The organism is Actinomadura darangshiensis (genome assembly GCF_004349235.1).
In the GTDB taxonomy this organism is placed as follows: domain Bacteria; phylum Actinomycetota; class Actinomycetes; order Streptosporangiales; family Streptosporangiaceae; genus Spirillospora; species Spirillospora darangshiensis.
In genome coordinates, this window is sequence record NZ_SMKY01000065.1 from 24,238 (window position 1) to 36,102 (window position 11,865).

The 11,865-nt window shown below is 72.1% G+C and carries 9 protein-coding genes; 4 read left to right on the top strand and 5 right to left on the bottom strand.

The features are described 5' to 3' along the window. Positions 1–60: 60 nt before the first annotated feature. The 5 genes from E1293_RS16720 to ppdK all read right to left on the bottom strand — a co-directional run bounded on the left by E1293_RS16720 (position 61) and on the right by ppdK (position 7,436). The gene (locus E1293_RS16720; RefSeq protein WP_132198329.1) at positions 61–1,230 is read right to left on the bottom strand and encodes an MFS transporter; all 1,170 of its coding nucleotides are present in this window, start codon (positions 1,228–1,230) and stop codon (positions 61–63) included. A 33-nt stretch (positions 1,231–1,263) separates the two neighbouring features. After that, entirely contained in the window at positions 1,264–2,490 is a 1,227-nt protein-coding gene (locus tag E1293_RS16725) for an NAD(P)/FAD-dependent oxidoreductase (RefSeq protein ID WP_132198330.1), read from the bottom strand. Between the two features lie 113 nt (positions 2,491–2,603). Beyond that, the gene (locus E1293_RS16730; RefSeq protein WP_207938886.1) at positions 2,604–3,878 is read right to left on the bottom strand and encodes a deoxyguanosinetriphosphate triphosphohydrolase; all 1,275 of its coding nucleotides are present in this window, start codon (positions 3,876–3,878) and stop codon (positions 2,604–2,606) included. A gap of 32 nt (positions 3,879–3,910) precedes the next feature. Continuing rightward, a complete protein-coding gene (locus tag E1293_RS16735) occupies positions 3,911–4,678 on the bottom strand; it encodes a YdcF family protein (protein ID WP_132198331.1) in 768 nt (255 codons plus the stop codon). 58 nt (positions 4,679–4,736) lie between these two features. Next, complete coding sequence (gene ppdK / locus E1293_RS16740; protein WP_132198332.1) at positions 4,737–7,436, bottom strand: pyruvate, phosphate dikinase; 2,700 nt, start codon at positions 7,434–7,436, stop codon at positions 4,737–4,739. A gap of 341 nt (positions 7,437–7,777) precedes the next feature. Here ppdK and E1293_RS16745 point away from each other — a divergent pair, with 341 nt between their 5' ends. The 4 genes from E1293_RS16745 (at position 7,778) to E1293_RS16760 (ending at position 11,833) form a co-directional block, all read left to right on the top strand. After that, positions 7,778–9,664 carry a glycoside hydrolase family 15 protein gene (locus E1293_RS16745; RefSeq protein WP_243716271.1) on the top strand — a complete coding sequence of 629 codons (1,887 nt, stop codon included), beginning with the start codon at positions 7,778–7,780 and terminating at the stop codon, positions 9,662–9,664. A 110-nt stretch (positions 9,665–9,774) separates the two neighbouring features. Further along, the gene (locus tag E1293_RS16750; RefSeq protein WP_132198333.1) at positions 9,775–10,917 is read left to right on the top strand and encodes a DUF4190 domain-containing protein; all 1,143 of its coding nucleotides are present in this window, start codon (positions 9,775–9,777) and stop codon (positions 10,915–10,917) included. Further along, positions 10,917–11,507, top strand: a complete 591-nt coding sequence (locus E1293_RS16755; RefSeq protein ID WP_132198334.1) for a hypothetical protein — start codon at positions 10,917–10,919, stop codon at positions 11,505–11,507. Before E1293_RS16750 ends, E1293_RS16755 begins: the two co-directional genes overlap by 1 nt. 8 nt (positions 11,508–11,515) lie before the next feature. Beyond that, the gene (locus E1293_RS16760; RefSeq protein ID WP_132198335.1) at positions 11,516–11,833 is read left to right on the top strand and encodes a hypothetical protein; all 318 of its coding nucleotides are present in this window, start codon (positions 11,516–11,518) and stop codon (positions 11,831–11,833) included. The last annotated feature ends 32 nt before the right edge of the window (positions 11,834–11,865 follow it).

The following is an 11,865-nucleotide window of genomic DNA, read 5'->3' on the forward strand; positions in this document are numbered from 1 at the left end:
ACCCGAGTAGGACATTTACGAAGGTCACAACCCCGCCAAAAGATCACCGCGCCGGCCCGGTCACCGCTCGGCCGTCGCGGTCGCCGGGGCGAGCAGGACGATCAGTCCCACCAGCCCCACCGGAACGGCGAGCGCCCAGGTCAGGCCCACCCCCTGGGCGACGAACCCGATCACGGGCGGGCCGCCGAGCAGGCCGAGGTAGCCGACGCCCGTGACCGCGGAGATGCCCGACGCGGCGGGGACGCCGGGCACGTTGCCGGCCGCGCTGAACGTGACGGGCGCCACCACGGCGACCCCGAGTCCGAAAAGGGTGAATCCGGCCACCGCCGCCGTCGGATCGCCCGCCGCGAGACCGAGCCCGAGGCCGAGCGCGGCGACCAGCGACCCCGCCCGCAGCACCGGGACCGGGCCGAACCGCGCGACGACCCGGTCCCCGCTGAGCCGCCCGACCGTCATCGCGACCGCGCACCCGGCGTAGCCGAGGCCCGCGGCGCCCGGCCCGGTGCCGAGGTTCTCCCGCAGATAGATCGCGCTCCAGTCGGCCATCGCGCCCTCGCCGACGAACGAGCACAGCCCGATGACCCCGAGCATGACCAGCGGCCACCGGGAAACGGCACGGGTCGCGGGCGCGTCGCCTGCCGGCTCGGGCAGGGCGTCGGCGGAACGGTCCAAGAGCCCGCGGCAGCCGGTCAGGAGCAGCACGGTCAGCACCGCCGTCGCGGCCGCCAGGTGCAGCGGGACGGGCACCCCGGCATGCGCGGCGCCCGCGCCGACCAGCGCGGCCAGCAGCGTCCCCACGCTGTAGGAGCCGTGCAGGCCGGACATCAGCGGGCGGCCGTAGCCGCGTTCGACGGCGACGCCCTGGGCGTTCATCGCCACGTCCATCAGGCCGAGGGAGGCGCCCATCAGCAGCAGGGAGACGATCAGCGCGCCGAGGTTCCAGGCGAGCCCGAGCGGGATCAGCGACGCCGCGCCCGCGAGGCCCGCCGCGACGGTCGTCGCCCGGCTGCCCCACCGGGCGATGATCCACCCGGCGAACCGGACGGCGGCCACGACGCCGACGGGCGCGCCGAGCAGCGCCACGCCCATCGCGCCCTCGCCCAGCCCGAGATGCTCCTTGATCTGCGGGATGCGGGCGACCCAGGCGGCGCCGAGCAGGCCGTGCGCGGCGAACGCCAGCGTCACCGCGACGCGCGCCCGGCCGAGCGTGGCGATCTTCTCCGTAACCACCCGGCAGACTGTACGTGGCCTACCGGGCGCGGCTCACAGCAGCTCTGCCAGCGGCACCCCGGGGTCGGCGAGGCGGGCGGCGTCCACCGGGCGGCCGGAGCGGATCAACGCCTGGACGTCCCCGGTGACGTCCCACACGTTGACGTTCATCCCGGCGACGACGCGGCCGGCCGACAGCCAGAACGCGATGAACTCCCGCCCCGGGACGTCCCCGCGGTACACGACCTCGTCGTACTCCCCCGGCGCCGCGGCGCCCGACATCTCCATGCCGAGGTCGAACTGGTCGCTGAAGAAGTACGGGATCCGGTCGTAGACGACGTCCTGGCCGAGCATGGCGCGGGCGGCGGCGGGCCCGCCGTTCAGCGCGTTCGCCCAGTGCTCCACCCGGATCCGGCGGCCGAGCAGCGGGTTGTAGGCGTTGGCGACGTCCCCGGCCGCGTAGATGTCGGGGTCGGACGTGCGCAGCGACTGGTCGACGAGGATCCCGTCCGACACCTCCAGGCCGGCCTCCTCGGCTAGCGCGCTGTTCGGCCGCACCCCGATGCCGACGATCACGACGTCGGCGGGCACCTCGGCGCCGCCCGAGGTGACGACGGCCGACACCTGCCCCGCGCCCCAGAACCCGGCGACGCCCTCGTCCAGCCGCAGGATGACGCCGTGCGCGCGGTGCAGGCCGGCGAACATCCCGCCGAGCTCCGGCCCCACGGCGGCGTGCAGCGGCGCCGGCTCCGGATCGATGATCGTCACGTCGTTGCCGTACTCGCGGGCGGCGGCGGCCGTCTCCAGCCCGATCCAGCCCGCCCCGGCCACCACGACCCGCCGGCCGCCGTGCGCGAGCGCCTGCTTCAAGGTCGCCGAGTCGCCCATGGTCCGCAGGTAGTGGATGCCCTGCAGCTTGGACCCCGGCACGTCCAGCCGCCGCGGGGACGAGCCCGTCGCCAGCAGCAGCTTGTCGTAGGAGACCGGTTCCTTGGTCGACAGCCGGACCTGGTGCGCGTCCCGGTCGATGGACGCGACGGACGTGCCGACCCGCAGCTCAACGTCGTGCTTGTCGTACCAGTCGGCCTCGTGGACGTGCGCCTTCTCCCGCGCCTCCTTGTCCAGCAGGAACCCCTTGGACAGCGGCGGCCGCTCGTACGGCCGCTCGATCTCGTCCCCGACCAGCAGCACCCTGCCCCCGAAGCCCTCCTCGCGGAGCGTCTCCGCCGCCTTGGCACCGGCCAGGCTGGCGCCGGCGATGACGAACGTCTCCTCGGGCATGGCGACCTCCTGTAGTTGACCTGTAGCTATCCCTACAGCGGCCTCCGTAACGAGACAAGGGTCATCGTTGCGCGCGTCGAGGCATATTCCTCCCGCGGCCGCGCCCGGAACGGTCAGTGCGCGCGGGCGCCCAGCATGCGGTGCCGGGCCATCGCCGACAGGTCGGTCAGCGAGGCGATCTGGTCGACCACGGCACGCAGCCTGGCCGCGTCGTCGCCGGCGTCCACGAACGCGTCCCGGAACCCGGGGTCGAGCGTGCCGGGGGCACCCGCGAGCATCAGCTCCGCCAGCTCGGTGATCAGCGTCCGCTGGCGGGCCCTGATCTCCTCGTGGCTGATCCACACGTAGTGCGCCGTGATGCCCTTGAGCAGGGCGTTCTCCAGCCGCTGCGCGCGCGGCACGATCAGCTCCGCCGCGTACCGGGTGAGCGGGCGGTCGCCGTAGGCCTCCCGGGTCGCGGTCTCGGCGGCCATGCAGAAACGCCCGATCAGGGTGCTGGTCAGGTTCTTCAGGACGGCGAGGCTGCGCGGCGTCCCGTCGTAGCCGTCGGGCCAGCACGGCTCGGCGAGCAGCGCCGCGAAGCACTCCTCCAGCTCGGCCAGGCCGGCGTCGGGGCAGTACAGCTTCACGGCCGTGGCGGCGACGAGCCGACGCTCGGCGGGGTCGGCGAGCCGGACGAAGTCGACGTGCCCCGCGACCAGGGCGTCCTCCAGGTCGTGGACGGAGTAGGCGACGTCGTCGCTCCAGTCCATGACCTGCGCCTCGAAGCAGGTCCGGCCCGGCTCGGCGCCCTCCCGCACCCAGCGCGCCACGTGTGCGTCGTCGTCGTAGACGCCGAATTTCCCGTTCACCGCCTCGGCCTGGGGCCACGGGTACTTCATGGCGGCGTCCAGGGCGGCGCGGGTCAGGTTGAGGCCGACGCTGCGGCCGTGCAGGGGCGGGCCCTCCGGGGCGAACGACTTCGGCTCCAGCCGCGTCAGGACGCGGAGGCTCTGCGCGTTGCCCTCGAAGCCGCCGCAGTCGCGCGCGACGACGTCCAGCGCGGACTCGCCGTTGTGGCCGAACGGCGGATGCCCGATGTCATGCGACAGGCACGCCGCCTCGACCAGGTCGGGGTCGCAGCCGAGCGACTTGCCCAGCTCGCGGCCGACCTGGGCGCATTCGAGGGAGTGGGTCAGCCGGGTGCGCAGGCTCTGCACGGTGTCGGCGGCGGCGTCCGCGCCGGGCGAGGCGACCTGCGTCTTGGCGGCGAGCCGGCGCAGCGCCGCGCTGTGCAGGACGCGGGCCCGGTCGCGCTCGAACGCGGTCCGGTCCCTGCGCTTGGGCGGCTCGGGCGCCCACCGCCGCAGGTCGCGCCCGGTGTAGCCGTTGTTCGCGTTGGTGGTCATGGCCCTATCCAGGGTAAAGGGCGCGCGGAGCGTCAGCGGCCCGGCGAGGTGGGCGGGGCCGGCGACGGGGTCCCGGACGGGTCGACGTGGATGCGCTTGATCGTCTCGTCCGGCACCTGGACGCTCTTGCCCAGCAGCACGTACGACAGGTAGCCGCCGGTCTCGCGCACGATGTAGTGGAACTGGGTGTCGCGCGTCTGCACGCTGGGGCCGCTGCGGGTCGGCGACGCGGCGGCCTTGATGCCGCTGTCCGCGGCCATCTTCTTGGCGCGCAGCCCGTGCCACGGGTCGGTGACGATCACGGCGGACGACCAGTGGTGCCGGTCGAACTCCTTGCCGGCGGCCTTCATGCTCTCCAGCGTGTCGCGCCCGACCGGCACCGCGAAGACCTTGGACGCGGGCACGCCGCCCTCCTCGATCAGCCAGCCGCGGCCGGTGCCGGCCTCGGTGTAGTTGTCGCCGGCGGCCTTGCCGCCGACGGTCACGATCGCCGGGGCGACACCGTCCTTGTACAGCTCAAGGGCGTGCTGGAGGCGCCATTTCAGCGTCGGGGACGGCTTCCCGTTGTACTGCGCGGCGCCCAGCACGATGATCGCGTCGGAGCGTGGCCGCTCGTCCTGGCGGGCCTGGTACCAGATCCGCGCGCCGACGGTGAGCGGCGTCAGGACGGCGATCGCCAGCAGCCCGAGGACGATGCTCACCGGAACGGTGAACCAGGGCGAACGCCGGCGGCGCGGCGGCTTCTCCGTCTCGTCCGCGCCGTCGTCCTCGGGCTCCGGCACTTCCACTTCCAACGTCATCGCATCGGACACATTAGGTGAGATGGTCCGGCACGGGTGCCAGGTTCGCCGGACGGCGTCACCTGCTGTCGCTGCCTTCCGAAGCGCCCGCCGCCTCGATCGCCGCGCGCCCCGCCTCCAGCCGGGCGACTGGGATGCGGAACGGCGAGCAGGACACGTAGTCGAGGCCGACCTCGTGGCAGAAGTGCACCGAGTCGGGGTCGCCGCCGTGCTCGCCGCAGATGCCGAGCTTGATCCCGGGACGCGCCTTGCGGCCCTCCTCGGCCGCGATCCGGACGAGCCGCCCGACGCCCTCCCGGTCGAGGGTCTCGAACGGCGATACGCCGAAGATGCCGAGCTCCAGGTAGCGGGAGAAGAACGCCGCCTCGACGTCGTCGCGGGAGAAGCCCCACGTCGTCTGGGTGAGGTCGTTGGTGCCGAAGGAGAAGAACTCGGCGGCCTCGGCGATCTGCCCGGCGGTCAGCGCGGCCCGCGGCAGCTCGATCATGGTGCCGATCAGCGCCGGGACGTCGATCCCGCTGCCCGCCCTGACCTCGTCCAGGATGGCGCGGGCCTCGTCGCGGACGGCCTCCAGCTCCTGGACGGCCCCGACCAGCGGGATCATGATCTCCGGGCGCGGGTCGCCGCCGGCCCGCCGGCGGGCGGCCGCCGCCTCGGCGATCGCGCGGACCTGCATGCCGAACAGGCCGGGAATCACCAAACCGAGCCGCACGCCCCGCAGGCCCAGCATAGGGTTCTGCTCGTGCAGTCGGTTGACTGCTTCGAGCAGTCTCCGGTCCTTCGCGTCCGCGCCGTCGCCCGCGAGCGCGACCCTGACCGACAGCTCGGTGATGTCGGGGAGGAACTCGTGCAGCGGCGGGTCGATGAGCCGGATCGTGACCGGCAGTCCGTCCATGGCCTCGAAGATGCCCTCGAAGTCGCTCTTCTGCAGCGGCTCCAGGTGGTCCAGCGCGGCCTTCCGCTCCGCGTCGTCCTCGGCGAGGATGAGCTTCTCGACGAGCTGCCGCCGGTCGCCGAGGAACATGTGCTCGGTGCGGCACAGCCCGATGCCGGCCGCACCGAACCGGCGGGCCCGCGCCGAGTCCCCGGGGTTGTCGGAGTTCGCGCGGACCTTCAGCGCCGCGCGCGAGTCGGCGTGCTCCATGATGCGGTGCACGGCGGTGACGAGGTCGTCGCCGTCCTCGGCGGTCAGCTGCCCCTCGAAGTAGCGGACGACGGGCGAGTCCTCGACCGGTACCTCGCCGAGGTAGACCTCGCCGGACGACCCGTCGATCGAGATGACGTCGCCCTCGCGCACCGTCACGCCGCCGGGGGCGGTGAAGTGCCCGCCCTTGACGTCGACGTCGAGCTCCTCGGCGCCGCACACGCAGGTCTTGCCCATGCCGCGGGCGACGACGGCGGCGTGCGAGGTCTTGCCGCCGCGGGACGTCAGGACGCCCTTGGCCGCGACCATGCCGGCGAGGTCGTCGGGGTTGGTCTCGCGGCGGACGAGGATCACGTCCTCGCCCCGCTCGGCCAGCTCCACGGCCCGCTCGGTGGTGAACACGGCCTTGCCGACGGCCGCGCCCGGCGAGGCGTTCATGCCCTTGGTGAGCGTGCGGACGCCGTCCGCCTTGGCCGCGAAGCGCGGGAACATGAGCTGGGCGAGCTGGTCGCCGGTGATGCGGCGGGTCGCCTCGTCCACGTCGATGAGGCCCTGGTCGAGCAGCTGGCAGGCGATCCGGAACGCGGCGGCGGCGGTCCGCTTGCCGACCCGCGTCTGCAGCATCCACAGCTTCCCGCGCTCGATCGTGAACTCGATGTCGCACATGTCGAGGTAGTGGTTCTCCAGCGTCTCCATGATCTCGAGAAGCCGGTCGTAGGAGGCCTTGTCGATCCGCCCCAGCTCCGTCAGCGCGACGGTGTTGCGGATGCCGGCGACGACGTCCTCGCCCTGCGCGTTCTGCAGGTAGTCGCCGTAGATGCCCTGCTGCCCGGACGCGGGGTCGCGGGTGAACGCCACGCCCGTCCCGGAGTCCATCCCCATGTTGCCGAAGACCATCGAGCAGATGTTGACGGCGGTGCCGAGGTCGACCGGGATGCGCTCCTGCCGCCGGTACAGGATGGCGCGGGGCGCGTTCCAGGACTCGAACACCGCCTCGACGGCGAGGTCCATCTGCTCGCGGGGGTCGGTCGGGAAGTCTCGGCCGGCCCGCTCCCGGACGATGCCCTTGAACCGGTCGACGAGCCCCTTCAGGTCGTCGGCGGTCAGGTCCGCGTCGTCGTCGCTGCCGCGGGCCCGCTTGACGTCCTCGACGGCGCCCTCGAACAGGTCGCCGTCGATGTCCAGCACGGTCCTGCCGAACATCTGGATGAGCCGCCGGTAGGAGTCCCACGCGAACCGCTCGTCGCCCGCCTGAGCCGCGAGGCCGTGCACGGACTCGTCGTTCAGCCCGACGTTGAGGACGGTCTCCATCATCCCCGGCATGCTGAACTTGGCCCCGGAGCGCACGCTGACCAGCAGCGGGTCGTCGCTCTGGCCGAGCCGCTTGCCCATCGCCGACTCCAGGTCGGCCAGGTGCCGGTTCACCTCGTCCGCCAGCCCCGCGGGCAGGCTCCCGTGCTCGAGGTAGTGCCGGCAGGCCTCCGCGGTGATCGTGAACCCGGGGGGCACGGGCAGTCCGAGGTTGGTCATCTCGGCCAGGTTGGCGCCCTTGCCGCCCAGCAGATCCTTGAGGTCCTTGTTTCCCTCAGTGAAGTCGTACACGAACTTCGGCACGGGGAGCTCCTTCTCGCTCCGGTTCCACCCAGCGGCAGTTCCGGATCCGTCCGCGCGAGGGCGCGCGGCGTCGCGTTCGCCCAGGCGGCGGCGGGTCCGCTGCCCTGTTTGCGGGGACTGTACCCGCGAATTCCGGGCCCTCTCGGCGCCCGGTGGGCCGAGGGAAGTTATCCCAGCTCAGACCGCGGATGGTGGTCTATTCCAAATGGTCTATTCCAATAGGTCTGAACCACTGGGGAGACCGGAGAACGCACGTGCCCGGACACCGTCCGGGGAACAGCTCGCACCGATGACATACCCACTGCGCGGGAGAGGGAATGATGGACCTAGGAGGTGAGGCTGTGAGGCCCAAGGTCGCCGGCGGCCGGGCGGGAGACCCGTTCGCCCCGATCGCCGATTTCGGGTTCCTGTCCGACTGCGAGACGACCGCCCTGGTCGCGCCGAGCGGCAACATCGAGTGGATGTGCCTGCCGAAGATGGACTCGCCGAGCGTGTTCGGGTCGATCCTGGACCGCGACGCCGGCTACTTCCGGGTCGGGCCGGCGGGCGTCGAGGTGCCCGCCGCGCAGCGCTACATCCCCGGCACCATGGTGATGGAGACCACCTGGTGGGTGCACGGCGGCTGGCTCGTGGTGACGGACGCGCTGCTGATGGGCCCGTGGCACCACGAGACGGAACGTTCCCATACCCATCGCAGGGCGCCGACGGACTACGACGCCGACCACGTCCTGCTGCGGATGGTCAGGTGCGTCAACGGGCAGGCGCAGGTCCGGCTCGACTGCATGCCGGTGTTCGACTACGGCCAGACGCCGGCCCGCTGGGAGCACACCGGCGCCGGGTACCACGAGGCCGTGGCGCGCGGGAACGGCGTCGGGCTGCGGCTGTCCACGGACATGAACGTCGGGTTCGAGGGGTCGCTCGCCACGTCCCGGACGCTGCTGAAGCAGGGCGAGTCCCGCTTCGTGGCGCTGTCGTGGAGCGAGCACGCGGCGCCCTCGTCCTGGGAGGAGGCGCAGGAGCGGCTCGTCTGGACCGTCCACCACTGGCAGCACTGGCTCGACCGGGGCCGCTTCCCCGACCACCCGTGGCGCAGCCACCTGCAGCGCAGCGCGCTCACGCTGAAGGGGCTGACGTTCGCGCCGTCCGGCGCGGTGGCGGCCGCGGCGACGACGTCGCTGCCGGAGGCGCCGGGCGGCGACCGGAACTGGGACTACCGCTACACCTGGATCCGCGACTCCACGATGGCGCTGTGGGCCTTCTACACGCTCGGCTACGACTGGGAGGCCAACGACTTCTTCTACTTCATCACCGACGTCGCCGAGGCCGCCGAGGGCAAGCTGCAGATCATGTACGGGCTGGACGGGCGCGAGGAGCTGCCCGAGTCCACGCTCGAGCACCTCACCGGCTACGACAACGCGCGCCCCGTCCGCATCGGCAACGAGGCGTACATGCAGGCGCAGCACGACGTGTGGGGCGCGATCATCGGCTCCATCTACCTGTTCGTGCGCCGCCGCGACCGGCTGGACGACCGGCTCTGGAAGATCGTCGTCCGGCAGGTGGAGGACGCGCTCGCCAACTGGCGGACGCCCGACTGCGGCATGTGGGAGGTGCGCGGCGAGCCCCAGCACTTCACCTCCTCCAAGGTGTTCTGCTGGGTCGCCGCCGAGCGCGGCGCCCGGCTCGCCCGGGTACGCGGCGACCAGGAGCGGGCGCGCCGCTGGCAGGCCGCCGCCGACGAGATCCACGCCGACGTCCTCGCGAACGCGCTCGACGAGCGCGGCGTCTTCACCGCCCACTACGGCGCCGACACGCTGGACGCCTCGGCGCTGCTGATCCCGCTGCTCGGCTTCCTGCCGGCCGACGACAAGCGCGTCCGGGAGACCGTCCTCGCCATCGCCGACGAGCTGTCGGAGGACGACCTCGTCCTGCGCTACCGGGCGACGGAGACCGACGACGGCTTCGAGTCCGAGGAGGGCACCTTCACCATCTGCTCGTTCTGGCTGGTGAGCAGCCTCGTCATGATCGGCGAGCTGGAGCGGGCGCGCGCCCTGTGCGAGAAGCTGCTGTCCTACGCGAGCCCGCTGCAGCTGTACGCCGAGGAGATCGACCCGCACACCGGCCGCCATCTCGGCAACTTCCCGCAGGCGTTCACCCACCTGGCGCTGATCAACGCGGTCATGCAGGTGATCCGCGCGGAGAACGACGAGCCGCAGCCGCCGCTGGCCTGACCGGCCCGCGTGGCCGGGTCCGCCGCCCGGCCACGCGGTTCCTTGATCACAGCTTGGCGACATCTGCCGGAAATGCCGCTTTCCGGGAAAGTTCCGGTTACCGTTCCGCCGTGACCACGCCACCATCCGCTGACGACGACCCTGAACCGGGCTGGGCGCCGCCCGACGCCCCGGTACCGGCGTCCCCGGAATCCGCGTTACCGGAACCCGTGCCCGTGACCGTCGAGTGGGCCGTGCCGCCCCCGCCGCCCGCCGTCCCGGAACGGACGAACCGGCTGGCCATCGCCGCCCTCGCCACCGGGGTCATCGGACTCGTGGTGATAGGGATCGGCTTGGGCATCGCCGCCCTCGTCCAGGCCGGGCGCCGGGGCGAGAAGGGCAGGGGCCTGGCCGTCACCGGCATCGCGGCCTCGGTCGTCTGGATCATCGCCGGCGGCGTCGCCGCCGCCCTGGCCGTCGGCTCGATGTTCTCCGTGGACCGCGACGCCTCGGGCCACATCAGCAAGGGCGGCAAGGTCCTGGCCTCGACGCTCCGCCAGGGCGACTGCTTCACCGGCCGGCTGCACGGCCGCGCCACCCTGGTGACGGCGACACCCTGCACGAAGCCGCACGACGGCGAGATCATCGCCACCTCCACGCTTCCGGACCAGCCGTACTCCGGCGACCGGGACGTCCGGGAGGACGCGGCCATCCTGTGCGACTCGCGGACCCTCTACCTGGTCAAGAGCACGCGCTACCGGTACCTGCGCCCGGCGTACCTCGTCCCGGACGAGGCCGCCTGGGAGAGCGGGAACCGGCAGGTGGCCTGCGCCGTCCACTACGCCGGACCCGGGACGCTCACCACCCCGGTCGCGGCGACCGTGGACACGAACCTGAAGCTCTACACCGAGCTGGCCGCCGGCGACTGCCTCAAGGACTGGGCGAACGAAGGGGCCGCGCTCCCCATCGTCGAGTGCACGAAGCCGCATGAGTTCCAGGTGGCCGCCGTCTTCGGCCTGCCCCTTCCCGGCGTGGACGACCCCGCCTACGACGGCTTCCCGCCCTATCCCGGTGAGAAGAAGGCCAGGAAGCTGGCGATCAGGGGCTGCGACTCGCGGCTGTCGAAGGTCTTCAAGAAGCATCCGCCCCGGGTCCCGGTCGAAGAGTCGTACATCTGGCCGGGCGAAGACCAGTGGAACAGCGGCATCACGACGGTCATCTGCATGGTGAGCGGCCAGGGCCGAAAGCTCAAGCGATCGGTGGTGCCGCACTGATGCCCACGCCACCGCCCGCCGAGGACTCCGGCTGGGCCCCGCCGGGCGCGAACCCGCCCGGTCCACCCGCGCCGCCCGCTCAGGCACACGCGGGCACGGCCGCGCACCGCGACGGCACCCGGCCCATCACCGACCTCGACGACGGCGACTGCTCCGGGGGCTTCAGACGCGAGGGCGCCAATGGTTACAACGCGAGGAAACTGCCCTGCACGGAACCCCATGAAGGCGAGGTGATCGCTCGCTCGGCGCCACCCGTGAGCGCCTGCGTCGACGACTGGGACGAGGACGACCCGGCCACCCCCACCGATTCCTGCCGCAAGCCGCACCGTTTCCAGGTCTACGCCACCCTGGTGGCGGCCGGAGCCGGGATCGCCGTGCTGGCAGGCGGCTCGTCATCCCCTTCGCTGAAACGGGACGCGTCCGGCAACATCGTCCGGGGCGGCAAGGCACGGGCCTCGGCCCTGCGCGCGGGCGACTGCTTCACCGGGGCGGCGGTCGAACCCACCAGCGTGGTGACGGCCACGCGAACCTCGACCCCCTTCTCTTCGGCCCGGATCAGCGGGCCCGGTCGAAGGGTGATCACGAGGTGACGTGCGTCATGCACTACACCGGCACCGCCGCCCCGCACCGGAGCCAGGTGTACGCCACCTTCTGGCTGCCCTTGAACGGTGAGTACGCACCGGGCAACTATCCGCCGTACATCGGCTGGAACACCGTGAAGAAGAAGGCGGCCCGATTCTGCGACAAGGAGGGCCGGAAGCTCTTCGACGGGCACCAGCCGCCTGTCGATGTCGAGATGCGGTTACGCCGCCCCGAGCGAACAGGACTGGGAGAACGGCATCCGCGCCGTCATCTGCCTGGCCCGAGCCGCAAAGAAACCCCTGAATCGCTCACTGCTACCGGAATGACCCCATGACGACACCACCCCATGACGACCCTCCGATCGAC